Source organism: Megasphaera jansseni (genome assembly GCF_047974155.1).
Lineage (GTDB): Bacteria > Bacillota > Negativicutes > Veillonellales > Megasphaeraceae > Megasphaera.
Genome location: NZ_JBHYRR010000035.1, coordinates 1 through 24,599, shown reverse-complemented (window position 1 = coordinate 24,599; position 24,599 = coordinate 1). Strand labels below are relative to the sequence as shown.

Annotated in this window: 23 protein-coding genes, 1 other RNA gene and 1 riboswitch; of the genes, 1 reads left to right on the top strand and 23 read right to left on the bottom strand. The window is 53.0% G+C overall.

From position 1 onward, the window contains the following. Positions 1 to 84 precede the first annotated feature (84 nt). The 19 genes from ACE418_RS11775 to ACE418_RS11685 all read right to left on the bottom strand — a co-directional run bounded on the left by ACE418_RS11775 (position 85) and on the right by ACE418_RS11685 (position 19,702). Positions 85 to 1,086, bottom strand: coding sequence for a sirohydrochlorin cobaltochelatase (locus tag ACE418_RS11775; RefSeq protein WP_416450779.1), 1,002 nt, complete (start codon positions 1,084 to 1,086; stop codon positions 85 to 87). 149 nt (positions 1,087 to 1,235) lie between these two features. Further along, positions 1,236 to 1,415, bottom strand: a riboswitch (cobalamin riboswitch). A 9-nt stretch (positions 1,416 to 1,424) separates the two neighbouring features. Then, positions 1,425 to 1,937 carry a ferritin gene (locus tag ACE418_RS11770; protein WP_020311370.1) on the bottom strand — a complete coding sequence of 171 codons (513 nt, stop codon included), beginning with the start codon at positions 1,935 to 1,937 and terminating at the stop codon, positions 1,425 to 1,427. 102 nt (positions 1,938 to 2,039) lie between these two features. Beyond that, positions 2,040 to 2,954, bottom strand: a complete 915-nt coding sequence (locus ACE418_RS11765) for a polyphosphate kinase 2 family protein (RefSeq protein WP_416450778.1) — start codon at positions 2,952 to 2,954, stop codon at positions 2,040 to 2,042. A gap of 33 nt (positions 2,955 to 2,987) precedes the next feature. Beyond that, a complete protein-coding gene (locus ACE418_RS11760; RefSeq protein ID WP_416450776.1) occupies positions 2,988 to 4,331 on the bottom strand; it encodes an AsmA family protein in 1,344 nt (447 codons plus the stop codon). After that, entirely contained in the window at positions 4,321 to 6,354 is a 2,034-nt protein-coding gene (locus tag ACE418_RS11755; RefSeq protein ID WP_416450775.1) for a zinc ribbon domain-containing protein, read from the bottom strand. Before ACE418_RS11755 ends, ACE418_RS11760 begins: the two co-directional genes overlap by 11 nt. Before the next feature lie 101 nt (positions 6,355 to 6,455). Further along, a complete protein-coding gene (locus tag ACE418_RS11750) occupies positions 6,456 to 7,841 on the bottom strand; it encodes a cation:dicarboxylate symporter family transporter (RefSeq protein WP_416450774.1) in 1,386 nt (461 codons plus the stop codon). Between the two features lie 296 nt (positions 7,842 to 8,137). Continuing rightward, the gene (locus ACE418_RS11745) at positions 8,138 to 9,298 is read right to left on the bottom strand and encodes a GNAT family N-acetyltransferase (protein WP_416450773.1); all 1,161 of its coding nucleotides are present in this window, start codon (positions 9,296 to 9,298) and stop codon (positions 8,138 to 8,140) included. Between the two features lie 12 nt (positions 9,299 to 9,310). Further along, positions 9,311 to 10,177, bottom strand: coding sequence for a DUF2156 domain-containing protein (locus tag ACE418_RS11740; protein WP_363317094.1), 867 nt, complete (start codon positions 10,175 to 10,177; stop codon positions 9,311 to 9,313). Positions 10,178 to 10,240: 63 nt separating this feature from the next. After that, positions 10,241 to 10,849: a DNA-3-methyladenine glycosylase gene (locus tag ACE418_RS11735; RefSeq protein WP_416450772.1), complete on the bottom strand. Its 609-nt coding sequence runs from the start codon at positions 10,847 to 10,849 to the stop codon at positions 10,241 to 10,243. Continuing rightward, complete coding sequence (locus tag ACE418_RS11730; RefSeq protein WP_416450771.1) at positions 10,846 to 11,595, bottom strand: IclR family transcriptional regulator; 750 nt, start codon at positions 11,593 to 11,595, stop codon at positions 10,846 to 10,848. Before ACE418_RS11730 ends, ACE418_RS11735 begins: the two co-directional genes overlap by 4 nt. Before the next feature lie 22 nt (positions 11,596 to 11,617). After that, positions 11,618 to 12,787, bottom strand: coding sequence for an efflux RND transporter periplasmic adaptor subunit (locus ACE418_RS11725; RefSeq protein ID WP_416450769.1), 1,170 nt, complete (start codon positions 12,785 to 12,787; stop codon positions 11,618 to 11,620). 21 nt (positions 12,788 to 12,808) lie between these two features. Beyond that, positions 12,809 to 13,054 carry a pro-sigmaK processing inhibitor BofA family protein gene (locus ACE418_RS11720; protein ID WP_292261902.1) on the bottom strand — a complete coding sequence of 82 codons (246 nt, stop codon included), beginning with the start codon at positions 13,052 to 13,054 and terminating at the stop codon, positions 12,809 to 12,811. Between the two features lie 7 nt (positions 13,055 to 13,061). Next, a complete protein-coding gene (gene recR, locus ACE418_RS11715; protein WP_020311195.1) occupies positions 13,062 to 13,652 on the bottom strand; it encodes a recombination mediator RecR in 591 nt (196 codons plus the stop codon). Continuing rightward, positions 13,652 to 13,969 carry a YbaB/EbfC family nucleoid-associated protein gene (locus ACE418_RS11710; RefSeq protein ID WP_020311196.1) on the bottom strand — a complete coding sequence of 106 codons (318 nt, stop codon included), beginning with the start codon at positions 13,967 to 13,969 and terminating at the stop codon, positions 13,652 to 13,654. Before ACE418_RS11710 ends, recR begins: the two co-directional genes overlap by 1 nt. A 27-nt stretch (positions 13,970 to 13,996) precedes the next feature. Then, the gene (gene dnaX, locus ACE418_RS11705) at positions 13,997 to 15,895 is read right to left on the bottom strand and encodes a DNA polymerase III subunit gamma/tau (protein ID WP_416450768.1); all 1,899 of its coding nucleotides are present in this window, start codon (positions 15,893 to 15,895) and stop codon (positions 13,997 to 13,999) included. A gap of 43 nt (positions 15,896 to 15,938) precedes the next feature. Further along, an RNA gene (gene ffs / locus ACE418_RS11700) (signal recognition particle sRNA large type) lies at positions 15,939 to 16,129 on the bottom strand. Between the two features lie 311 nt (positions 16,130 to 16,440). Beyond that, a complete protein-coding gene (locus ACE418_RS11695) occupies positions 16,441 to 17,562 on the bottom strand; it encodes an OmpA family protein (protein ID WP_416450767.1) in 1,122 nt (373 codons plus the stop codon). 139 nt (positions 17,563 to 17,701) lie between these two features. Continuing rightward, positions 17,702 to 19,240: a M20/M25/M40 family metallo-hydrolase gene (locus ACE418_RS11690; protein ID WP_416450765.1), complete on the bottom strand. Its 1,539-nt coding sequence runs from the start codon at positions 19,238 to 19,240 to the stop codon at positions 17,702 to 17,704. Positions 19,241 to 19,252: 12 nt separating this feature from the next. Further along, complete coding sequence (locus ACE418_RS11685; protein ID WP_416450764.1) at positions 19,253 to 19,702, bottom strand: GtrA family protein; 450 nt, start codon at positions 19,700 to 19,702, stop codon at positions 19,253 to 19,255. Between the two features lie 177 nt (positions 19,703 to 19,879). Between ACE418_RS11685 and ACE418_RS11680 the strand changes: the two genes are divergently transcribed. Then, positions 19,880 to 20,320: a MarR family winged helix-turn-helix transcriptional regulator gene (locus tag ACE418_RS11680; protein WP_416450763.1), complete on the top strand. Its 441-nt coding sequence runs from the start codon at positions 19,880 to 19,882 to the stop codon at positions 20,318 to 20,320. A gap of 306 nt (positions 20,321 to 20,626) precedes the next feature. Here ACE418_RS11680 and ACE418_RS11675 read toward each other — a convergent pair whose 3' ends face one another. From ACE418_RS11675 to sfsA, 4 genes are all read right to left on the bottom strand, one after another. Beyond that, positions 20,627 to 22,024, bottom strand: coding sequence for a GntP family permease (locus ACE418_RS11675; RefSeq protein WP_416450762.1), 1,398 nt, complete (start codon positions 22,022 to 22,024; stop codon positions 20,627 to 20,629). Between the two features lie 230 nt (positions 22,025 to 22,254). Further along, positions 22,255 to 22,677 carry an OmpH/Skp family outer membrane protein gene (locus tag ACE418_RS11670; RefSeq protein ID WP_416450761.1) on the bottom strand — a complete coding sequence of 141 codons (423 nt, stop codon included), beginning with the start codon at positions 22,675 to 22,677 and terminating at the stop codon, positions 22,255 to 22,257. Between the two features lie 16 nt (positions 22,678 to 22,693). Beyond that, the gene (locus ACE418_RS11665) at positions 22,694 to 23,281 is read right to left on the bottom strand and encodes a hydrolase (protein ID WP_416450760.1); all 588 of its coding nucleotides are present in this window, start codon (positions 23,279 to 23,281) and stop codon (positions 22,694 to 22,696) included. A gap of 61 nt (positions 23,282 to 23,342) precedes the next feature. Beyond that, complete coding sequence (gene sfsA / locus ACE418_RS11660) at positions 23,343 to 24,506, bottom strand: DNA/RNA nuclease SfsA (protein ID WP_416450759.1); 1,164 nt, start codon at positions 24,504 to 24,506, stop codon at positions 23,343 to 23,345. Between the last annotated feature and the right edge of the window lie 93 nt (positions 24,507 to 24,599).

Genomic DNA, 24,599 nt, shown 5'->3' with positions numbered 1-24,599 from the left:
GATTTCATTATACAAAGGAAGCATATGGAATGATAGACGAAAAGGATGGACTAATTTGGTAGGAAAAAATTCCATGAAGTCAAATTACTGGGCTTCCAGGGCATTCCAGGCTTCATCAGCCCGTTCGACGAACATCTGGCGGACGGCCGCGTTTTCTCCGAGGCCATGGATATACGGAGTGACTTTGAAACCTTCTTTTTCCAAAATGCTCTTATGCGAATCGGCATCGGCGCCGGCCATATCATTATTGGCATGGTCCCCGGCGACCATCATCATCGGCATGAGGATGACATTCTTGATTCCCTTGGCTTTCAGCTGGGGAATGACCGTATCCAGATGGGGCCAGCCTTCGACGGAATAGATGTAGACGTTGCCCAGGTTCGCGGCATCGAGGCGGTTCTGGACGACGGAATAATAGGCATTAGACGGGTGCGGCGTACCATGGGCCATGACCAGGATGGCATCTTTCTTGCCGATTTTCGGGAACTGCGTCGAAAAAGCTTTGACGAATTCAGCGATGTCGTCGCGCTGGCCTTCCTGGCCCATCCAGTACATGATCGGCGTGCCGATGGTCAATTTCTTGAAATCATGTTTGTAGAGGTCAAAAATAGCCGTATCATACGCATATTCCATACCGGGGATGATATCCAGGGAGGTAATCGCTACGCGGGTATAGCCTTCTTTTTTCAACTGAGCCATGGCCTGTTCCGGCGTCGGTATGGTCAGGCCTTCTTTAGCCTTGATGCGGTCAACGATGATATGCGACGTAAAGGCGACGACGACCTTTTGATCCGGATGGGCCGCTTTGATGTCGGCAACGGTCTGATCGATGGTCTTCTGGCGGCTGTCCTTATAGGTCGTACCGAAACTCAGTACCAGGATGGCGTCTTTATTGGCTTCATTCTGCATTTCTGGGTTATTATACGTGCGGACGCCGATTTCAGCGGCCTGTTTCAAAGCCGGCGTGGCGTCCTTGACTTCCGGGTTCAGCGTATAGCCGGCAGCAAAAGAAGGCGCCGAAAAAGCACCAAATGAAGTCAGGGCCAAAGACAAGATTAACGCGGTTTTCAATTTTTTGTGGAACATAGTCATCTCTCCTTTAGTAAAAATGAATATAAAAAAAGGACCTCTCATGAAGTTTCACCATCATGCGAGGTCCTTTATACACGCAGTCAATAATAGCCAGTACCATACCACCAGCTATTACAATCCCCATCCCCATCACTCGCAGGTCAATCGGTGATCCGAATCAGGCAGTTCTTCTGGCTCGGATTCATGGCCCTGGCTGCGCCTTCCCATACGCAAACGTACAGTGACATCATTGCAGCCTGGCTCCTCCTTACAGCGGCGGGACCGCGCCGGTTTTTCACCGGACTTCTCTATTGAGCATACGCACCTGATTGCACTATGAAATTATACGGATCTTATAAAACTAACGTCGGAGCGACATACGTCCGGGCCAGTAATTCCTGATTCAAGGCATAGAGGCCTTTGGCATCACTGCCGAACATCTTGTACTTCTTGATCAAATCGTCGGCGTTCTTTTCTTCTTCGCCCTGTTCCTTGACGAACCAGTCGAAGCACTGCATGGTCCGGTAATCATGGACTTTATCGGCAGCCTGATAGATTTTGTTGATCAGCGACGTAACATACTGTTCATGGGCCAAGCCGGCTTTCAGGACCGCTTTGATGCTGTCAAAGTCGTTCTGCGGTTCGGCAATAGCCGAGAAGGTAACGCGTTCGCCATTGTTATGCAGATAGGTCCGCATGAGCATAGCGTGATCCCGTTCTTCCTGGGCCTGGACATCATACCAGTTGGCAAAGCCGTCGAGGCCATTGTCATAGAAATAGTTGGCAAAAGCTAAATACAAATATTCCGAATAGAATTCCTGATTGATCTGGGTGTTGATTAATTCTTTTACTTTTGCATCGAGCATAACGGTACCTCCTTGAGATATGTCTCAAAACGCGTACGGAAATTCATCGATTTCCTTGAACCGTCCTTATTATATCACATTGGACACAGTCTGGAATACTTCTTATTTATCCTTTTGTTCATTAATGACATTCTTGATGCTCTTCAAGTCCTTGATATCGACTTCTTTCAGGAGCTGGCGGAACTGGGCCAGCTGCTTTTCGACTTCCGGTGATAATTTCGGGAATTTCGGGTCAATGGCCTTGAGTTCCTTGAGGACGATCTGTGCGACGACATAGCGCGTATACCACTTGTCATCAGCCGGGACGATGTACCAGGGAGCGTACTTCGTCGACGTAGCCGCCAGGACTTCGCCATAGACTTTCTGATAGCGGTTCCAATACTTGCGTTCCTCAATATCGGACATGTCGAACTTCCAATTTTTCTGCTTGGTCAGGATGCGGTCGATAAGGCGTTTCTTCTGTTCATCTTTCGACAGATGAAGGAAAATCTTGACCATAGGGAACCCATTTTCAGATAAATACCGTTCCCAGTCGCGTATCTGGCGGTAGCGCGTTTCCCAGATATCCTTACGGACCAGTTTTTCCGGCATGCCATCGCTCTTGATGAGGTTGTGGATGCGGGCGACGACGACTTCTTCATAGTGCGAGCGGTTAAAGATCCCGATTTCACCCCGGCCGGGCAGGGCCTTATTGATGCGCCACATATAGTCGTGATCCATTTCTTCCAGACTCGGTTTCTTGAAACTGTGTACTTTGACACCGGCCGGATTGAGGTGGGCAAAGACGTGTTTGACCGTACCGTCTTTCCCGGCCGCATCCATGGCCTGCAGGACGATGATCAGGCCATAGTGGTTGTCGGCACAGAGTTTTTCCTGTAAATCCTGCATTTCCGCAATCGTCTGGTCCAGCAATTCGCCTTTGACCTTCTTCTTGTCGATATCCACATCGCAGGCCGTCGGCCACTGGGACAAATCGATTTTTTCTCCTTCTTGGGCTAAATATCGGGAAATATCCATAGTAAAAACTCCTTTCTCTATCCATCATGTTTTTCACGGGACTTCTTGGGGACCGCCCTTCCCCCAGCGGCTCCGTTTGCCGTTCTTATAGTCAATGTTGATAGCGCCAATCTTGACCTTGCCATTGACAATGGAAAAAGCATCCGTCGACACGTCGCCGAAGAACATGGAAATGACGACGTCCCGGAAGTTCAAGGTCTTGCCATCCTGGGCAAAGGACCCGGAAATCCCCCGGAAGGGCAGTTGGTGATAGCGGCCCGGGCCGGACTGGAAATCACCATAAATGGCCTTCGTATGGGCCGTTTTATTTTCTTCCATGTGCAGGTTCAAGTCGACGTTGCAGCGCAGGAAGAGGTCATGGGCCGCAATGCCGCCTTTGAGCTGGGACCCGGTCATGTCCGCCGTATACGATTTATCGTCCAGGTTGACCTGCCCATGGCCTTTCATGGAGCCGCCAAAGACGCCAGCTGTGACTTCGCTCACATCGAGCAGGCCCTGTTCATAATGGACCTGCCCTACGACATCAGTAAAGACCAGGGCCGTAATATCCAGGCGGTCCATCTTCAAAGTACCGTCGATGACCGGGGCATATAAGGGGCCGCGGATGTCGGCCGAAACCGTCGCCGGGTCATCGATGTCCAGGCCGGCCCCGAGAGAACGGGGATTGCAGCCGCTCAGCAAGAGGGACAAGTTATACTGCGGCGTTTCCGGTTTGAAATCCAGGCTCCCGCGGATACGCAGGGACTTGGCATCAATCGTGCCGGAAAAATGGCCGGCCCGCAAATCGATATTCGTCTGGCCCTTGGTATGGATGTCAGAAGAGAACTCAACATCGCCGATTTTGAAATAGCGGCCTGGCGCTTCGGCTTCGATGACGCTCTGATGCAGGGCGACGTGGCAATTGAAGGGGCGGTTGCTCTTAGGCCCTGTGACCTTGATGAAATCCCGCGGATCACTGCTTTGATGGTCATGGGCCTTCTTGATATGCTGTAATTCCATTTTATCATTAAAAATCAAATGAATATAGGCATTATTCAAGGTAACCTCTTCCACCGTCTGCGTGCCGATATGAGCCGTCAGGACATCACTTAACTTGACGGTGAACTGGCCTTCCGGGATCTGGACCAGCGTGTCACCTTCATCATCGTTCCATACCAGGTTCTCAAAAGAAACCGTCCCGCCTGGCGTCGCTGTCAGGCGTTCCACCGTAACCGTACCGGGAAAGAGCTGGCGCTCGGCGACGACTTGGTTGAATATATCCGCCGCCTTATAACTCATGTAGAAACAGAGCCCATAGAGGACGGCGGCGGCAATCAAGATGATCGCCCCTATGCGTTTTATTTTCCGTTTATGCCGGACATACCACTTATTCCACATGTTCCCCCGTCTTCTTGGCACTCATATCGCTGATTTTCCAGGTGTTCCCATCCTTTATCATCGTCACCTGGCCGTTGAAATACTGGACTTTGACCTGTGAACTGCCCGGGATGCGGTCCCGTGCTTTCAGGGCAAAGGAAAACGTCGCCTTATCGCCGCCGGAAGCGATTTTACGGATATTGGAAACGTCGCTGGACAAGGTATTGGCATACCCCGGCACGTAGCCATCATACCCGCCAACAGAATTCTGGAATTCTCCAGTCAGCATCTGGAAGGCTTCTTGCAGGTGATGACCGGAAATAGCCTTGTGATAGGCCAGGAAAGCCTGTTTCGCCCCATCTGTCTGTTCATCAGCCAGGCGGACGCTGATGTATTCTACGGTCTGGCTGTTCTTGCTGACAGCAAAGCGTAAAATCCCCGGTTTTCCATCGTCTGTCTTAAAGGTATATTCGTAATGGATCTGGGCGCCATATTCCGAAGCCTGGTAATCGTCGCCATAGGCATTGACGACGTCATCCCAAGAGCTGCCCTGATGGATGCCCCGTTTGCTCTGTGCTGCCGCTGAGGCCGACGTCAGCATGATGACCTTGCCGTCTTTGACGACGACATCCATATCGTTAAACTTATGATGAACGGCACCGTCTTTACTGTCCGAAGTGCTCAGTTCCCGGCCCAGTCCATCTTTAGCTTCATCCCAATTTTGCCCCAGGTAAACACCGTTTAAAGAAAGTTCAGAATCAGCCGTCTTGGCAGGCTCGGACGATACAGCACTTCCCTTGGCCGGAACGGCTTTTCCTTCATGGGCGTACCAGAAGCCGCCGGCAATGGCTACGACGAGGACACAGGCCAGGGCGATGAGGAGATGGCGATGCGCCTGTAACTGTGTTTTAAAGGGAATGGCTTCCGACGACGGAACCACAGAAGGTCTCGACGGCTTTATTTCAGGATGGACAGCCTTTGCCTCCGGCTGTACAGCCATCGGATAACGGCCCTTCGCTTCAGGGATCTGCAGCTGGGCGCCACAGGATGGGCAGAATTTCGCCGACGGGTCGACGGGCTGGTGGCATTGCGGGCACGTATGGACGGGTTTGCCACAATGACTGCAAAAGACAGCATCCGCCGCGATGGGACGGCCGCAATGAGGGCAGTATTTTTCATTTACTCCGTTTACATTTTGCGTTGACATCATGCTTTTATTGTTTTGTTCGTTGGCTTGGTTATCGCCTGTATCGTCAAAGTCAAACGATGTAAACATGTTTTCACCGCTCAAGGTGCCAATCGACGCCAGGGAAGAAATACCAAAGATGAAAAACAGGGCCGTCAACGGGACGGTACACATGAGGCGGAAGGCCTGATAGAAGGAAGTCCCCAGCCGTTCTTCCCGGCGATAGATATAATGCTGGCAGAAAACAGGAATCATCCAGACCAGGACCAGGAGGACGGCATAGCCGACGAAAGTCCCAAGGCCGCCGCGGGTCATGCCGAACATCAACTGGGTCATACTATAGACGATGTGGCCGACGACAGCTGCCGTACAAAGGGCACTGACAAGCCAGCTGAGGATGACGTAGTAAATATAGCGGCGGTATTTACTGATGTAGTGCCAGCGGCGGCGATTCACATAAATAGTAGCGATGATACCTAAGATACAGAGAATCGCAGCCACCGTCCCATTAAAAATTTCCGCAATCAAAATCAACAAAAGGTCTACGACAAAATAGCCCAGGAACATTTTGAGCAGATAAGCCAAAGCCCGTGTCTTATAGAGCAGGTAAATCATGATGACGAGAAGGGCCAGCGTGACCAGCGTATTGAGGCCGCTGAAAAAGGCCAGAACATCCATAGTCCGCCGCACGCCGGCCGGACCGCCAAAGAGGCCGATCATAGCCAGTCCCCGCAGGGCGACTTCAAATAAGACGCTCAAAACCGTCGTCACGACACCAACATACAGCATGGCAATGATGGCCGTGTACTTCTTATGCTCTGTCGGGAACCACTTGCCAAAATAGCCTAAAGAATCCATAGAAACACCTCCATGCGATAAGGGTAATTATAATTTTATGTTACACCTATTTGGCAAAAAGGAAAAGGGCTTGTCGTCGTGCGACAAGCCCTTTTAAGTGGTTAGTGGCTATTATATTTTGTCATGTCCAGTGTCCCCAGCTGTTTGTCGATCATGATGGAGTTGGTGACGGAACCGGAAACGTTGACCATGGTGCGCATCATATCGATGAGCGGGTCGATGGCCAGGATCGGGCCGATGAGGCTGAACGATGAGGCCATGCCGACACCGGACAGGCCTACTGAAGCAGCCATGGTCGCCGTACCGGGAATCCCGGCAATGCCCAGCGATCCGATGGTGACGACAATGACGGTCATGACCAGCATGGTAATATCCAGCGGCGTCCCAGTCAGATGGCAGACGTAGACGATGAGCATGGCCGGGAAGACGCCGGCACATCCCTGCATCCCGGCTGTCGTACCAAAACCGGCGACAAAGCTGGCCGTCCCCTGGTCGACGCCGAGGCGGGTAACCAGGGTTTCAATGGTAACCGGCAGGCAGCCGGCACTGGAACGGGACGTAAAGGCTAGGATGAGCAAGGCCACGCTTTTCTTCAGGTAGTGAATGGGATTGATGCCGTGCAGCATGACGGCCAGGATCTGAATGATGAACTGGACGATGAGGGCGACATACAGGGCGATGATGAAGATGCCGACGTCGAGGATGCTTGCCAGGCCTTTCTGGGCAATGGTGTTGGCTAATAAGGCGATGACAGCCCAGGGCATATAGTCCAAAATGAGCAGGGCCATGTTCATCATCGTCTTGTGCAGGCCGTCGATGAGTTTATGCAAAAAGGCTTCCATGTCGGGCTTATCCGCTTTGACCCACCAGATGGCCCGGCCAAAGACGGCCCCGAAGATGACCATGCCGATGACGTTGTTCTTGACCATGGAATCGACGAGGTTCCCCGGAATGAGAGCCCGCAAGGTCGAAGCCACACTGATGACATCCTTCGGTTTGGCTTTAGCTGCTTCACTGCTGATGGCACTGCCCGAACCGACATCGAAGAGGATGCCGAAGACGATGCCGATGACGGCGGCAATAGCGGTCATGACCAGGGTCACCAGCAGGGTCCGCTTGACCAGCCGGCTCATGGTCTTGCCAGAATCCATATTGATGACGACGTGAGCAATGGAAATGATGACCAGCGGAATGACGATCATCTTGATGAGATCGATATAGCCGTTGCCGAAGAGCTGGAACCAGTTCGTCGTTTCCTTGATGAAGACGACTTTCGTCGGATCATCCGGGAAGCCAGCCATCATTTGCATGACCAGGCCCAATAAAGCCCCGGCCACCATGCCGACACAGACGACGAGCGAGAACCCCATCTTACGCTTATGATACAAATAATGAATGAGTCCGAAGAGAACAGCCAGGACAGCTAAGAATAAGACTGTCCGCCAATCGCTGATCATCAGGAAGGACGTAAAAAATTGACTTTCCATACTAAATTCCCCCTAGTAATCAATAAACAACATACGTTGATTTTCTTATTATACTAAATGGGTAGCCTTTTGCAAAGGACTTTTCTGCTGATTATTGATGAAAAAAATAGGCTGTCGCTTGTGCGACAGCCTATTTTTTTTGTGGTTAGTGTTTAGTGGCTAGTGGCTAGTTCACGCCATGGCGTTGGATGATGCTCTGGTTAATCGGCTTGGGAAATTACACATATCCTGAAGCGGGCTCGCCACGTGCGAGCCCCTACGAGACACGAACCACTAACAACGAGCCACTAACTCCCCTAATACCATTCGTTGATCCAGTTTTTTTCGGTCGGGAAGAGGTCCTGCAGGGTCTGCAGGGCTTTGTCGCTTCCCTGGAGTTTTTCGTTAAAGGCCAGGTCGTTTACATCCATGGCGCCGAAGGCCAGCAGGGCCAGGGTGCCGATGGGCATGGTGACGTCGGCCGCTTTATCTGTTTCCCGGATAACTTCGGGTTTACCATGGTTTACTTTCAAGGTAAAGGTCCCGCAGTTCCAATCTGCCAGCGGGTCTTCCGTATGGAAAGTGACCGTCCCGTCTGCCTGATAAGGCAGCTGTTCCAGCGCCCCTTTGACGTCGACGATGCGGCCTGTCATGAAGGGCATCGTTTCATGGCCCTGTTTCCCGTCGGGATAGAAGCGGTAGGACTGGTCATGGATGCCTTCATTCCACTGGAAGGCTTCGCCCTGGGAACGGTGATTGTACATGTAACCCAAGAGGCCCCGCTTCCCTTTGCGGCAGGTGTAAACGAATTCACCGCTGATGATGGTCGGTTCTCCCAGCTGATAGAACGCATAGCCGATAGGTTCATCGCCATCGAAGCAGACGGCGATATTGCCTTCGGCCAGCTGGGCCTCGATATGGCTCCGCCAGCTTTTTTCATCGCGCAGGGCATAGCCGGACAATCCTTTCGTATAGCCTTCATAAATGGCTGCCAGATAAGGCCACTGGTCCGGACTGTTGACAAAGGCATAGCGCACGGTCCGGTCCGTCAGCGGACGCAGGGATTCTAACGGCATCGTTTCCTTCCACTGATGGCAGTAGAGTTCATAGCCATAGGGCTGATAGAAACCGGCCTTGCTGGGCATGAGGATATGGATATAATGACCGCGGCGCTTCATTTCCTCTAAAGCCGCTGTCAGCAGTTTCCCGCCGACACCGCTGCGCCGGGCTGCCGGATGAGTCGCCAGGCCGACGATATATGACGTATCGATGGCTTTGCCGCGCAGACAAAGGGTATACGGGTTGAGATGGGTCAGGCAGGCCATATCGTCGCCTTCAAAGCCCATGAGGACGTTTCCAGGCTGGTAAAAATGATTGAAGTACCACTGGAAGAAAGGATCTTCCCGGTGTTCAAAGCAGTAATCCCAAAGGCTTTCGACGAGGCCCCGGTCCGATTCAGTCGCTAAGCGGAAATGCATAGAAAAGCCCCCTTATTTCTGGCGCAGTGTAACGTCGTATTTTTCAACGAAATGGTCAGGATTGTACGATTCCTTGGAATGACGCAGGCCGGGAATCCCCATATCTTCTTCACGGTTGATATACGTCGTATGCGGCCAGGCATGGACGACGAATTCATGATTGATGACCTGATAGAGGCCGCGGATCGTCGGGTCGCTCTTTTCAAAGTGGATGATAGCCGTATCGTCGTTGAGCATCTCACCGATGGAGAAGGCGACGATTTTATTGTACATGCGGATGGCACCGCCCGTCGGCTGGAGGACTTCCCAGTTATTGAAGACCGTTTCGATGGCATGGCGTTCGCCCAAGAGTTCATCGTCTTCGTCGCCGGCTTCATGCTGGTCGTACCAGGTCTTTTCCGCAGCCAGGCATTCATCGAAGATGTCTTCCGTAATGGGGACGTATTCCCAGTTGCCGAAATACTGATTACGGAAGTGATTGAGATTGTTCTTCTTCTGGCGGTATTTCTTGCCGGACAAGTTGATCAGGCTCTGGGTCAGATAGACGTATTCATAATTGTCCCGGTCCGGCGTGAAGTCATAACAGTCTTCACAGAGGGCCTTGATGCGTTCGACGGCTTCCGGCGTAACGCCTTTCATCAGGAACGGATAGCCGTGTTCATCGAACCATTCGTGCATGCGCAGGACGCCTTTGACGAAGCTGCCGTCTTTACGGGCAAAGGGCGGGATCCAGAACTGTTTCTTGCCGCGGCCCGAGCGGATATAGAGGACATTGTCTTCTTCAGCCCACTGGATTTCATACGGCTTCTGCCAGGCAAAGAGCGTCATGAACGTAGCGTCTGCCTGTTCATATCTTTTCTGATGAAAATAGTCATCTATAAGTGGTTTATCTTCTAAGCGAAATTCTCTGAATTCAATAATAGTAATCTCCCCCTAAAATATTCACACCTTGGATACGTAAGGATTGTCTTTGATATAAAAACGCCAGGGAAAAGATTTCCCATGTACGGCGTAATCGATATGGATACGCGGCGAAACGGCAACAGCAAAGGGGACGTCTTCTTCAGGATGGGCAATATACAGCCCGGAAGACGTCAAGTCTAAGGTGTTTTCCTCCCGCGTAATAGCCATGGCCTGACAGAGCTTTCCCGGACCATTGGTCAGATTCTTGCCGGCTTTCCGGGCTTTCCGCCGCGCTGCCATGAGATCCGTCCCCGCTGCAGGCTCAACGGCCCGTATGAGAACAGCCTGTCCTTCGCCTTCGGGACCGGCGACGACATTGAAACAGCAGTACATGCCATAAATCAAATAGACATAGCTGATACCGCCGGCATGGAACATCGGCGCCGTCCGCTTGGTGAGGCCGCGGAAACTATGGGCCCCATCATCGGGAAAGCCGTCGTAACTGCCGCCATAAGCTTCCGTCTCGACGATACGGCCGCTGCAGATGCCCTGGGGTGTTTCATGGACAAGATACTGTCCCAGCAGGCGTGGGGCCAGCAGGCTGGCATCGATGCGAAACTCGTCAGCCGTCCATCTGCGGCCCATCATGTTTTCTTGCGATAGCCTAAGGAATGGGAAATTTCATAGGCATACTGGCTCATGGTAAACAACATCTTCTGACGGATGGAATCATAAAAGCGCATAGACGGACCGGCAATGGTCAAAGACGCGATGACCTGGCCTTCAAAATTGAAGATAGGCACAGACAGGGCAAACAGCCCATGCTCGCTTTCATCCTGGGTAATGGCGTAGCCGTTATGGCGGATGGTGGCAAATTCCTCTTCAGAAATATTGCCGTATTTTTCAATGTAGCGCTGGCGTTCCTCGTCGCTCGTCCAGGCCAGCAGCACCCGGCCGGCAGCTCCCTTGTAGAGGGGCAGCGATTCGCCAATGGGAATGACGCGGCGCAGGGAATGGGTGCTTTCGACATGGTCCAGGCAGATACGGCAGTCGCCTTCGGCAATGTAAATGCTGACCGTTTCGTTAAACAACTGCTGTAAACGCCGTAAATACGGTTTCGCCAAGGTGATGACGTTCTCCGTCCAGTGAGACGAATAGCCCAGCGCCAGGGCCCGGGGACCCAGGCGGTACTGCTTGGACGTATCATTGCGGGTCAGGTACTGGCGCCGTTCCAACGTGTTTACAATGCGGAAAGCCGTCGACGTATTCAAATGGGTATGCTCAGCGATTTCCTTCAAGGTCATGCCCGTATTGCACTCGACGAAGAGGTCGAGGACGTCGAGGCTCTTTTCCAAGGATTTCAACAAACTGCTGTGATGCTCTTCTTTTACCAATGGCTCTCACCCTTCCTTGGCATTACGATTTAACTTTCATGCCGATTTCCAGCGAATCCGGCGGATCAGCAACGACGATATCGCCTTCATCGAGGCCATCGAGGATGACGACGCGGCCATCTTCTTCATCGCCAGTCAGGACAGAACGGGCATCGGCGAGGCCGCTGTCATTGACGATGTAAACGAAGTCACCGCTGTCTTTGGTGCGGACTGCCGTCTTGGGAACGGTAATCTGGGATACTTCCTTCGGCGTGGCGATGCGGACGTGATAGAATTCGCCGGGAACGAAAAGGTTCTTGGCATTATTGAAGGTGACCTTGGCCATGTAAGAACCGGTGGACGGATCCTTTTCTGTTGCCAAATACGTCAGCTCACCCGTTTCCGTTTCACCCGAAGCGGCGATGATGGATACCTGCAGGCTGCCGTCTTTTTTAGCATCCTGCAAGGCTTGGATGTACATTTCAGGGATGGCAAAGGTCGCGACTAAAGGAGACATCTGCTGAATCGTAGCCAGGACATTGCCGGCAACGGCAACGGACGGATTATCGGCTACAGCCGTAACCCGGCCGTCAATGGGTGAGTAAATCGTCGTATTCCCCATCATATCGCGGGCAGCCTGGACAGCCTGCTGCAGCTGGGCGATCTTTTCGTGATCCACAGCCGGAGCTTCCTGGACCTGGACAGTCTGTGTCGTTTCGCCCTGTGAAGACGAACCGCCGGAATCGGCCATCATCTGGTTATATTCTACTTTCGATAAGGCCCCCATGTTGTACCAGGCCTTTAGTTCGGCACGGTGGCCGCTGTTGTCGCCGCCGCCACCGCCGCCGCTGCTGGCAGCCGGTACGGTAACGGTCTTGTACGTCGGCGTCGATGCCGAAGAAGCCGCTACCAGTTCAGCTTCTGCCTGATTGACGCTCTGCTGATACGGCGCCGAATCGACTTGGACGACGACTTCACCGGCTTTGACTTCCTGGCCTACGGCCAGCGGTGTCGATACGAGTTTCCCCGATAACTTCGGCACGATATTGGTCATATGTAAAGCCGTAATATTGGCATCCAGGGTCAGGGCCACAGGGTGGTCCGATTTGGAAACCGTTTCAGTTTTAGTAGACACGCTGTTGCCGCAGCCCGACAGGACTGATACAGCCAAGGCAGCCGTACAGGCAAGGACGGCCCATTTCTTTAATTTCACGATATCCCCTCTTCGCGTAGGTTAAAAAAACGTGTAATACAAGGTAACCAGTATGACCCCGGGCAGGCCGAACAGGCCGATGATGAGGCCTGTGCCTACCGTAATCGGGACGTGCTGGAAACCGAAAAGATAGCCAAAATGGTTGACGCCGTACAGGACGATGAGGCCGACGACGACGTTGACCACTAAATGGCGCATAGGCGCCAAGATGAGCTTATGCACTAAAAACAGGACGAAAACGCCTGCGGCTATCCATAGATATTCCATAATACCCTCACATTTCCTGCCGATTGGCAACAGCACCAGCCAGGGTTGCTTCATCAGCATATTCAATGTCGCCGCCCATAGGAAGGCCGCGGGCAATGCGGGTCACGCGGATGCCGGCTGTCTTGATGAGGCGGGCCAGATATAACGCCGTCGCTTCGCCTTCTACGTCGGGATCCGTCGCCAGGATGACTTCCTTGACCGTCGTATTGCCCAGGCGCTGCAGGAGCTCGCGGATGCGCAGGTCTTCGACGTTGACGCCATCCAGGGGCGACAGGGCGCCGTGCAGGACGTGGTAGAGCCCATGATAATCACCGCTGCGTTCAATGGCCTGGACATCCTGCGGCGTTTCGACGACGCAGATCGTCGATCGGTCGCGGCTGATGTCACTGCAAATCGGGCAGGGGTCCTGGGACGATAAATTGAAGCAGACTGAGCAAAAATGCATATTCTGTTTAGCATCGCGGATGGCATCGACGAATTCATCGACACGGCTGTTGGGCTGCTGAACGATATAGTAAGCCAGCTTACGGGCCGTCTTGACGCCAATGCCGGGAAGGCGGCGGAACTGCTCGGTCAGCTTATCTAATGGCGTATCCATTAAAACATGCCCGGCAGGTGCATACCGCCTGTAATCTTGCTCATTTCCTGAGCCATCATGTCGTCGACTTTCTTATTGGCTTCATTGACGGCTGCGACCATGAGGTCTTCCAGCATTTCCGCATCTTCCGGGTCGATGATGCTCGGGTCGATGTGGACGCTTTCGACATTCTTTTCCCCATTCATGACGATGGTCAGGACACCGCCGCCAACGGTAGCTTCGACAGTGCGTTTCTTCAAATCATCCTGCAGCTTTTTCATTTCTTTCTGCATTTTCTGTACTTTCTTCATCATACCTTGCATATTTCCACCAAACATGTGCGTTCCTCCTAATTTCGCGTAAATTTACTTTTTGTTTTCTATATATATATTACAGTCTCCTACGTTTTTAAGCAATGGTTCCAGGGCGGCTCTTTCCGCTTCATCCATATCGTCTAACGAAGCCGGCTGCCACGCCGTTTCATCGCCTGGCTCAGTGGCTTCCTGAGCTGGCGCAGGAGCTGGAATATCTTCGGGTTGTACCGGGGCTTTTCCTACGGCCTTCACCGGGGGCAATTCACTCTTTTTTTTTTCGTATCCCGAAAGTTCTGCATCGCCTTCCAAAAAGCCCTGCATGTGATACGTGCCGCCCAGGATCTGGGATAAGGCGGCATCGGTGAATTTGAAGTAATCTTCCCGATTGGCCCGCTTCACCATAAAGGCCGTCTTAAAGGCGACGATGACCTGGCCTTCGCCGATGTAAACGACGCGGCCATTGCGGATACAGGACAAGACGGCTTTCTTCTTTTCCTTATCGAGAATGGCACACATCTTTTTCCAGACGTCCTGATATGCGGCCGACTCGACAGGTGGGGCTGCCGGAGCAGGAGGCGTTGCCGGCGCCTTGTTTTCTGCCGGAGCCGCAGCCTTTACGACAGGTGCCGCCGGGGACGGAACCGGGCGCTGCGGCTGAGGTACAGGCGCTGCCGGCCGGACTGGCGGAACCGGTCCGGGAGAGGTAAACTCATCTTCCGGGAAAGGAACAACTTCTTCCGGACCGTAGCCGCCGCTGTAATCGTCTTCTTCCGGTACGGGAATGACGTCCGGCTTGTCGCCAGCTTTCCCTTTTTTCTCCGGAGCCTGGGGAGTAGCTGCGGCTGTATGGACGACGGTTGGCTGATTCAGCTGCCGCGCCGCCATGAGCAGGCCCATTTCCACGGCAATGCGCGGGACCGGCGACGTCTTGGCCGTCAATAAGGCCTGCTGCAAAATCGCCAGGACTTGAAAAACGGCTTCGGCTGTCAGTTCACCGGCCTGCTTGCGAAGCTCATCGAGACAGTCGTCATAAGCCGAAAGAGTATCCGACGAGGGAGCGGCCTGACAGAGCATGATGGCCCGCAGATGAGCCAGCAATTCCGTCAGGATGACCCGTGGCTCCTTACCCATGTGGATGACGTCATCGACGGCTTTGATGATGACATCGCCTTGGCCATCGAAAATAGCCTGGGCCAGGGAAAACAGCCAGTCTTTGCCGATGAGGCCCAATAAATCGCGGACGACGCCTTCGTCGATGGTGCCGTTGGTGTTGCTGACGCACTGGTCGAGCATACTCAGGGCATCGCGCATGCCGCCGTCGGCCTGGACGGCCAGGATATGGGCAGCGCCCTTGGTCAGGTCGATTTGTTCCTGGCCGGCGACGTAGAGCAGCCGTTTGGCAATATCGTCACTGGTAATGCGCCGGAATTCATAGCGCTGGCATCGCGAGAGAATCGTCATGGGAATCCGTTCCGGTTCCGTCGTCGCCAGGATGAAGATGACATGGGCCGGCGGTTCTTCCAAGGTCTTCAACAGGGCATTGAAAGCTTCTGTCGTCAGCATATGCACTTCATCGATGATGTAAATTTTCTTATGCCCTTCGGCAGGCATGAATTTAATCGTTTCCCGCAAAGTGCGGATGTCTTCGATGCTGCGGTTCGAGGCGGCGTCGATTTCGACGACATCCAAGGATTCGCCGCTCATGATATGGCGGCAGACTTCACATTCGTTGCACGGGTGGGACGTCGGCCCGTGGACACAGTTCATGGCCCGGGCAAAAATTTTAGCCGTGCTCGTCTTGCCCGTCCCGCGGGGGCCGGAAAACAAGTAAGCATGGGCTACTTTGTCCGTATCTATCGCTTTTTGCAGGGTTTCCGTAATATGGGACTGGCCGACGACATCTTCAAAATTCTTCGGCCTCCACTTACGGTATAATGCAATATATGCCATGAGTCCCTTTCCTTCCGTATACGAAAAAAAGCAGCTAACCGCTGCTTTTACCAACTGAAAAGTACTCGTGTATGATAACCCGCCAGGTTTCCTCGTGGCACATGGAAATATCTACTTATTGCTGCTTCCTCTCGGACCTGACAAGGTTCATAGGTTCCCATTGCACAAGCCCCGGCGGATTACCACGCACCAGTACTTTTATTAAGTTAGCTACATTATTATATCGTGAAAAGCGAAATTTGGCAAGGAGAAATTCCCTTTTTGAGGGAATTTAGGGGTTAGGGGTTAGGGGTTAGGGGCTAGGGGTTAGGGGCTAGGGGCTAGGGGTTCGTGGTTCGTAGCTCGTGGTTCGTGGTTCGTGGTTCGTGGCTCGTGGCTCGTGGTTCGTAGCTCGTGGTTCGTGGCTCGGGGTTCGTGGTTCGTGGCTCGGGGTTAGCAGCTTGTAGGAGGCGCCACGTGCGAGCCCCTATAGAAAAAAAGAAGCTGTCGCTATGCGACAGCTTCTTTTTCACTAGCCACGAACAACTAGCCACGAGCCACTAATTTTAGTGATTCTGCCAGATATCTACGCGGCGGTTGTCAGCGCGGCCCTGTTCGGTGTCGTTGGTGCTGACGGGATCCGTCTTGCCTTTGTAGTCGAGCTGCATCTGCGATGCCGGGATGCCCTGGCTTTCAGCATAAGCTGCAACGTTGTCTACGCGGCGTTTGGAGAGGTCATCGTTGTAAGCATCGGTGCCTTTAGCATCGGTGTTGCCGACGAGTTTGAACGTATCGTTCGGGTTAGCTTTAGCAACCTGGACGAAGTGGTCCATCTTAGCGCGTTCGGAAGCGAGCGGCTGGTCTTCGTCGAAGCCGAAGTGAACGCTTTCAACGTAGTAGTCGTTCTTCTGGACCGGAGTTTCAACGACCGGTGCCGGAGTCGGTTCCGGAGTGTAAACCGGTTCCGGAGCCGGAGCTTCTTTGTGGCCGCCGCCGAAGCGATAGGAGAGGCCAGCGATGAAGCCTTTGTAGGAGATGTTAGCGTCGTCTTTGTTGCCGAAAGTGGTGTCGCCGCCATCAGCCAATTTAGTGTTCAAGTAACGATAGCCAGCGCTGATGTCGAGGTCCGGCGTGATGCTGTAGCCGAGGCCAGCTTCCCACATGGTCGTCTTTTCTGTACCGATAGCACCTTTAGCGTAGAAGTCGAGGTTCTTAGCCAGCGGAGCTTTGGCAATCAAGCCGATCTGAGCGACGTTGTTGGTGTCGTTCATGTTGCCGCCGAGGTCGTTTTTAATGCGGTTCCAGCCGGCGAAGGCAGCGAAGTTCTTGTTGATGGAGTAAACGAGGTTTACTTCGTGTTCATCGCCATCGGTCTTGTAAGATTTGTTGTTATCGCTCTTAGTCTTCAAGCCGTAGTAGTTGTACTGCAAAGCCCAGCGGTCGGAAAGGCCGTAGCTGAGGCCGCCCTGGAAGTCCCACTTGGAGTTCGTGTCTTCCTTACCATATCCATAATCGGAGAAGTTAGTCTTCGACCAGTTGCTGGAGTCAACCGAAGCTTTCGGGTTCCAAGCGCCTAAATCGAGCTGCCACTGTCCCTGGTTCCACTGCGTCTGCGGCGTAGCGAAAGCAAAGGAAGTAGCGCATGCTGCCATAACAGCAGCCAATACTAAAGATTTCTTTTTCATCATAAATCCCAGCTTCCTATTGATATTTAATAGTGCCACCTATGACATTATTATGTTCTAGTATACCATATCTTTGTTACAAGTGGGTTACATTATTTCATGATTTTTAGTCATCTCACGACCATTCCCATACTTTTTATGATTATTGCCGGCCGACATAAGAAATGATGGCGTCGAGGATATGCGGCAATTTTTTCGATACACTTTCAATATGGACGCGTTCCGTCCGTTCGTGCAGGTCCTTTCCCCACGGCCCCAGGAGGAGGAAGGGAATCTGCAATTTTTTCAGACTGTCCAAGTCGAAGGGATAAGCCTTGCCCCAGAGGAGCAGGTTCTTTTCGACCATGCCTTCGTCAAAATCAGGGTCGACACAGCAGTAGCTGCAATCGGAAACGCCGTTGAAATAGCGGTCGAAGCGGACATCCATCATAGAAGCAATCTTTTCCAGCAGCCCCGTAAAGGCCGGCGTCGGGAAAGCCAGGCTGTCGGCGGCCGGATAATAGGGCGGCGCAAAGGCGACGACAGCCATGGGCGCCGTCATGCCGGTGAAATCGAGGATCTGCTCTAAGAGATGTATCGTTTCTTCGACATACGTACTGCGCCCATCCTGCAAGGCGACGAAAGAAGCCTGTTGGGCCGCTTCATAGAAGACGTCGAAACCGGGGTAAGCCGAAGCCTGCTGCAAGAGTTCCGCCGCACTGCAGACGGAAACGGGCAGGTCACTGCCCATGGTCTGTTGCACTTCGTGGACGGCCCGCCGCGTTTCTTCCAGCAGGACATACATGACATCGTCTGGCGTCTTATCATAGGTCAGCAGATTCAAGGCCGCTGCCACGCGCTGGGGCAGGGTCACATCGTAGCGTTCCTTGCGATCCCGGAGGTAGACCCAGGCCGGTGGCGGCGTCTGTTCGCCGTCACAGCAGTCGGTCAGCTCCTGGCTGCCTTCGGTCGCCGCGATGAGGTGAGCCAGGATGCCCACGGGATTGATACCCTTGTCATAGCAGCCGATATGGACGGGCTTGCCCTGGACCAGGACGACGGGCTGTATCTTGCCGACCGAACCGGTATAGGCAACGAGCTGTCCCTGCTCTTTGTGGTTCGGTTCGCTATCGATGAGGATGTCGTAGGTCAAGCCATAAGAAGAACTCAATTCATTGAGCAGGGTAATGGCCGTCCGCATGCCGGCCGAATACGTTTCCTCATCGGGCAGGGATAAATAAATCAGGCTGGCCCTTCCCGGCTGGGACGCATAGTCTTCAAAGACGGCTAATTGCGCGGCCGCGCCGCCCTTCATGTCACACGATCCCCTTCCAAAGAGCCATTCGCCGCTTTCCCAGTCGCGGCGCACGTCTTCACTGAGAGGCGCCCGTTCCAGGGCCTTATAGAGGCCTTGCGGGTCAAAAGCCTGATCCCGCAGATAGCCATAGGATTCTACATCGACGACATCGTGATGATTCATGAAAATGACCGTATGCCCCGTACTGCCGCGGACCAGGCCGTAGACGACAGACCGCTGGCAGTTGTCGTCGGGCACATGGATGAGGCCGCTGGCGACGCCGTCGAGGTGAGAGAAGAACTGCTGCAGATAGACTTCCATCTGCCTTTCCTTGGGTGTATTCGTTTCACTGTCAATATGAATCATATCCTGCAAAATTTCCATAATCCGCGCTGCTCGTGCCATAGAGACACCCCCTTACTTAAAAATCCATTTTTTACGCGATACATAATTCCAAACGGTGACGATAGCGCTGGCCATGATCTTCGAAACCATCGGATTCAGGCCTAAAATAGCCGGCGATGTAAACAGCCACATGAGCAGGAGATTCCAGCCCAGGCCGATGGCACTGACGAGAAAGACCAGGGACACTTCCGTCCCGCGATGATATCGGCTGCCGCTGTCGAAGACGAAGCGGTTACACAGGATGTAGTGATACAGCGTCGACGTGGCAAAGGCCATCGTCGTCGCTGCCAGGACGGTCTGGGTCTGCATGGAAAAGACTTCGCCAGCAGACAGAAGGCGGAAGAAAATATAAAAGAGCGTCCATTCCAACAGCGCTGCCGAGCCGCCGACGAGGAGGTACATGAAGATTTTCATGTACTCGTTGTCAGTATAATCAAAGCCAAAGATTTGCTTGCGTTTCATGGTGTTCCTTCCTTTTTTTGTTTTCGTCTCCATTATACGGCACTTGCCGGGGAATTGCCACATGCCGCCGCTTTTTCTTGCATTTCCTAAAAAGGCAATAGATATATATACGAAAATATGATAAAATATATAGTAATTGGTAATACGAAATATTTTCAGAAGGAAGGCAGATATCCTGTGGATTACACGAGATGCATCAATTTTTTGCTAACCATTTCACAACACGAAGTCTTTTTGATTTTCTCTGAGAACTTGTCAGAATTCGGCATCACGCCCGGTCAGTACGGCGTCCTGGCCTGTCTCTGGAAAGATGAAACGCTGACACCGAAAGAAATCGCCAACATCCTGCGCGTCGAAAACTCCACCATTTCCGGCGTCCTCGACCGGATGCAGAAACGCGGTCTCATCGACCGCATCCTCGACCCCAACAACCGCCGCAGCATCCGCGTCAAACCGACGGCTGCCGGCATGGCCATCAAAGAACCGGTCCAGAAACGCATCGAAGAACTGAATGACATGGTCTTCAAGGAATTCACGCCAGAAGAGCGGGAAGAACTCTTGAACCTGCTCACCCGCATCGGCAAAGTCTGTGCCGATGACTTGAAAGAAGGGAAATGAAAAAAAGGGCTTGTCGCACGACGACAAGCCCTTTAAAGTTGTTAGTGGCTAGCAGTTAGTTGTTAGCGGATGGCTTTAAATTTGAAGGTTTTCTCTGCAAACTACAAACTCTGTTGCTACAAACTATAAAGTAAATGGGGCCTAGCATGAAAGCAAAAGCCTTCGTGCGACAGCGCCCTTTTTAGCGGTTAGCAGCTAGGGGTTAGCCGTTAGTATTCGTAGGGGCCGTCCCAAAGGGCGGCCCGCCGTTAGCAGCTAGCCACTAACGGCTTAAAGGTCTTGTCGTCAACGACAAGACCTTCAAAATTATACAATTCCCGTTAACATGTAGAAGAATACGCCGAAGAAGGCGACAACTACTTTCAAGAGAGTAATGGCAAACATATCCTTGTAGGCTTCGCGATGAGTCAGGCCGCAGATAGCCAGGGTCGTGATGACAGCGCCGTTATGAGGCAGGCTGTCCATACCACCGGAGGCCATGGCCGCGATACGGTGGACGACTTCGGCCGGGATGCCGACAGCAGCCGTTTCAGCCAGGAAGTGCTGGCCAAAGATATCCAGGGCGATACTCAGACCGCCGGAAGCGGAACCAGTGATACCGGCCAGGATATTGACCATCAAGGCGACATTGAACAAAGGCATGCCCTGACCAATGCCGAGGAGGGCATCAGCGACTTCCAGGAAGCCCGGCAAAGACGAAATGACGTTGCCGTAGCCGACTTCCGATGCCGTGTTCATGATAGCCAGCAGAGAACCTAAAGCGCCGGCATTGAGAGCGGCTTTGACGCTGGTATTCTTGGACATGAACTTGCGGCCCGTTGCAGCGGCGATGATGATAGCCGCCAAGAGGCCGAGGACCAGGGCCCAGATAGCGACGACGTTGTGGACGCCTTTAGCCAAAAGGGGTACATTCATAGAGCGGAAGGGATCTAATAACGATTCATCCCACTGGAAAACCATGGAGAAGTAGAAATTCAAGACCAGGACGACGATGAGCGGAATGATAGATAACTGCCAGGGCGGAAGGGAAGCTTCCGGATCGATGACCGTTTCATTGAGGGTATGATTGCCATAGCCTTCGCCGGAACGGGCCATCTGTTTGCGGCGGAATTCGAGATAAATGAAGCAGAGGACGATCAATAAAGTACCGCAAATCAAGCCCAAGATAGGAGCGGCAAAAGTCGTCGTTCCCAAGTAAATCGTTGGGATGATGTTCTGGATCTGCGGCGAACCAGGATAGCAGTCCATGGTAGCCGTGAAGACGCCGGCGACGAAGCAGGCCGGAATCAGGCGTTTCGGAATATCGGCTTCGCGGAACAGGGCAGCGGCGAAGGGATAAACGGCGAAAGCACAGACAAACATAGAAATACCGCCGTAACAGAGGATCATGCAGGCAAAGACGACGGCGAAGACAGCCTTATCTTTCCCGATGAGCTTGATCGTTTCCATGGCGATACTGCGGGCCATGCCCGTTTCTTCCATGACTTTACCGAAGACGGCACCGAGGAGGAAGACCGGGAAGAAGGACTTGATATAGGTAACGGCTTTAGCCATGAACAATTCCGTATACCCCGGTAAAATCGGCAGCCCCGAAAAGCTGGCGGCAAAAAGGGCGAAAATCGGTGCGAAGAGGATGACCGAGAATCCGCGATAAGCAAAGGTTACGAGTAAAAATAAACTTAGGACGATGGCAACAATATCCATAAACTTGTTCTCCTTTTCTTTAGTTTCCGAATGACTCATTTCGTACCCTTATCATACGTGAGGACCATGGGGAATAAAAGATAACGCCCTGAGACAACCTTTGCGCTTTTTGCCCGTTTTGGAAATTCCATGAATGCAAAAGGACTTGCCGCACGTGCGGCAAGTCCTTTTGAGTGGTTAGTGGCTAGTGGTTAGTGGCTAGCGGATGGTTAAAAATTAAAAAACTGGTATTACTTCAATTTAGCAGCGACGTCGTTTGTGATGTCCTGGGCCTGGCCGATGACGACAGAGCCGGCGAGGACGACGTAGTCCAGGCCTTTTTCTTTCTGGACGGCCTGGGTCTTAGCGAGGATGTCCTTTTCCAGGGGCGAGAACAGGGCGATGCGCTGCTGGTTCAGTTTCGTGTTGTATTTCTGTACCAGTGCCTGCTGTGCCGTTTTATCGCTGGTCTTTTTCAATTCTTTCTGGAAATCCTGCTGAGCCGATTTGACATCAGACTGCCAGGTAGCCATGGTCTTGGCGTACTGCGGATGCCGCTGCAAGAGAGCGCCGGCATTGATCGTGCCCAGGCCCGATGCGAAAGAAGCGCCGGCAGCGCTGAGGGTCAGCATAGCAGCAGCTACGGTGGTCATCATCATTTTACGTAATTTCATAGTTATTTCCTCCTACTTATTCTTCTACGCCTGTCAGTTCCAGACATTCCTTGCGGACGCCGTCTTCACAGGAGCGCATAGCTAAAATGGTCTTTTCAAAGAGGTCGTTCAGGTCCCAGCCCAGGGTTTCTGCCCCCTGTTTGATGACATCCCGGGAACAGCCGGCGGCGAAACGCTTGTCTTTGAATTTCTTTTTGAGACTCTTGACTTCCATGTCTTTGGTGCTCTTAGATGGACGCATCTTGGCAGCCGCCCAGATGAGACCCGTCAATTCATCGGCCGCATAGAGGACTTTTTCCATCAAATGCTCCGGTGCGACGTCGACACAGATACCATAGCCATGGCAGACGACGGCATGGACGAAAGCATCGTCAGCGTCGATTTCAGCCAACAGTTCCGGCGCCTTTTTACAGTGCTGATCCGGATATTTTTCAAAGTCCACATCGTGGAGCAGGCCGACGAGTCCCCAGAAATCGACGTCGTCACCATAGCCCAGTTCCTGGGCATACCAACGCATGACGCCTTCGACAGTCAGGGCATGCATGATGTGAAAAGGCTCTTGATTATATTTCTGCAATAAAGCTAATGCTTTGGATCGTTCCATGTCTCTATCTCCCCCTAGTAAATCTTGATTTACCCCATTATAGCATAAAAAACGGGCCTGACTAGTCTTTTTTCACGAAAGCACCGGTATCGGTCATCAACGAAGCCAGGCGGTTCATGCGGAAGTCTTCGACGACCTGGATGAAAGGGCGGTAATGGATGGGATTGTCAGAAAAACCGAAGAGATGGGACGGACAATTGCAGTCCGTACAGCCAAAGCCGTCGATGTGCCAATTGGCCACGGTATCGACGGCCCGGGCCAGTTCATGTTCCAGGTCATCGGCCGTCCGGATGGGCAGGGCGGCGATGACGTCGGCTTCCTGGCGCAGGTAATCGATGTGCCAGTGCATCTTCTTGCGCTTGCGGCTGTGGCGGGCCAGGCGGGCAGCCAGGTTCTTCCGGGCCGACCCGGTATAGACGTAATAGCCGGCCGGAAAATGGAAGTCTCCTTTCGAGCCGATGGTGATATCCTTCGTGTCTGCCAGATGGAGGATGAATAAATAATCGCCGCTGTCATGGTTTTCCCGTTCCAGGACGGCCTGGGGATAGGTCAGGACGCCGGCTGTGCCGGGCCTTGAAAAAGAGCCATCCCAGTGCAGGGCCAGGGCCTTCCAGTCCAGATGCGGCGCCGCTTCATAAAAAGCCTGGGCAAAGGCCGGATCCGTATGGTAGTCCGGCAGGAACCAGCGGGCCCGGTCCCAGTGGACCAGGAACAAGACGCCCGTATGGATACCCTGGCGGCTCATGGCGGCTAGTTCTAAGATATGTTTGCGTCCCCGTTCGGTGACGGCATCGGGGAACATAGCGCCGTCGCGGCTGAAGAGGGTACACGATTTGACTTCGACAAAAAATCGTTCGTCTCCCCGCCCCAGGAGCAGGTCGAAACGGCTGTCGCCGACGGTGACTTCCCGGCGGACGAGGTCCCAATCTTCCCAGCCGGGAATGCGGTGTTCCTGGACCAGCCAGGCCGCCGTATCATTATTATACTGCGTGTCGAGCAGGATAGGGACGCCGTCGCGCTCGATGCCGACGACATCGTAAGCCGTCCGGCGCTTGGGATTGGCTGCCGGCCGGACATAGACCGCCACCCCGGGAAAGAGCAGCTCCCACATGCGCCCGGGATTGGGCATGTGGCAGGTCACGGCCTCGCCATCCAGGTCAATATGAGCGATGAAGCGATTGGGCCTGTCGATAAAGGTCCCTTTGCGGATAGAAAACATTTCCATAGCGTTCTCCTGTCTGTGAAAAAGAGGCTGTCGCATTAAGACAGCCTCTTTTTACGTTGATCGTAGGTCGTTCATCGTTTGTCGTATGGGATT

Bases quoted from the DNA above. Each gene is read 5' to 3' on its own strand.
- ACE418_RS11670 (WP_416450761.1), bottom strand. From the start codon at position 22,677: ATGAAATTACGTAAAATGATGATGACCACCGTAGCTGCTGCTATGCTG.
- ACE418_RS11755 (WP_416450775.1), bottom strand. From the start codon at position 6,354: ATGGATTCTTTAGGCTATTTTGGCAAGTGGTTCCCGACAGAGCATAAG.
- ACE418_RS11770 (WP_020311370.1), bottom strand. From the start codon at position 1,937: ATGCTCGATGCAAAAGTAAAAGAATTAATCAACACCCAGATCAATCAG.
- ACE418_RS11665 (WP_416450760.1), bottom strand. From the start codon at position 23,281: ATGGAACGATCCAAAGCATTAGCTTTATTGCAGAAATATAATCAAGAG.
- ACE418_RS11765 (WP_416450778.1), bottom strand. From the start codon at position 2,954: ATGGATATTTCCCGATATTTAGCCCAAGAAGGAGAAAAAATCGATTTG.
- ACE418_RS11750 (WP_416450774.1), bottom strand. From the start codon at position 7,841: ATGGAAAGTCAATTTTTTACGTCCTTCCTGATGATCAGCGATTGGCGG.
- ACE418_RS11760 (WP_416450776.1), bottom strand. From the start codon at position 4,331: ATGTGGAATAAGTGGTATGTCCGGCATAAACGGAAAATAAAACGCATA.
- ACE418_RS11695 (WP_416450767.1), bottom strand. From the start codon at position 17,562: ATGATGAAAAAGAAATCTTTAGTATTGGCTGCTGTTATGGCAGCATGC.
- ACE418_RS11775 (WP_416450779.1), bottom strand. From the start codon at position 1,086: ATGTTCCACAAAAAATTGAAAACCGCGTTAATCTTGTCTTTGGCCCTG.
- ACE418_RS11685 (WP_416450764.1), bottom strand. From the start codon at position 19,702: ATGAAACGCAAGCAAATCTTTGGCTTTGATTATACTGACAACGAGTAC.
- sfsA (WP_416450759.1), bottom strand. From the start codon at position 24,506: ATGGAAATGTTTTCTATCCGCAAAGGGACCTTTATCGACAGGCCCAAT.
- ACE418_RS11710 (WP_020311196.1), bottom strand. From the start codon at position 13,969: ATGTTTGGTGGAAATATGCAAGGTATGATGAAGAAAGTACAGAAAATG.
- ACE418_RS11735 (WP_416450772.1), bottom strand. From the start codon at position 10,849: ATGATGGGCCGCAGATGGACGGCTGACGAGTTTCGCATCGATGCCAGC.
- ACE418_RS11720 (WP_292261902.1), bottom strand. From the start codon at position 13,054: ATGGAATATCTATGGATAGCCGCAGGCGTTTTCGTCCTGTTTTTAGTG.
- dnaX (WP_416450768.1), bottom strand. From the start codon at position 15,895: ATGGCATATATTGCATTATACCGTAAGTGGAGGCCGAAGAATTTTGAA.
- ACE418_RS11675 (WP_416450762.1), bottom strand. From the start codon at position 22,024: ATGGATATTGTTGCCATCGTCCTAAGTTTATTTTTACTCGTAACCTTT.
- ACE418_RS11690 (WP_416450765.1), bottom strand. From the start codon at position 19,240: ATGGCACGAGCAGCGCGGATTATGGAAATTTTGCAGGATATGATTCAT.
- ACE418_RS11745 (WP_416450773.1), bottom strand. From the start codon at position 9,298: ATGCATTTCCGCTTAGCGACTGAATCGGACCGGGGCCTCGTCGAAAGC.
- recR (WP_020311195.1), bottom strand. From the start codon at position 13,652: ATGGATACGCCATTAGATAAGCTGACCGAGCAGTTCCGCCGCCTTCCC.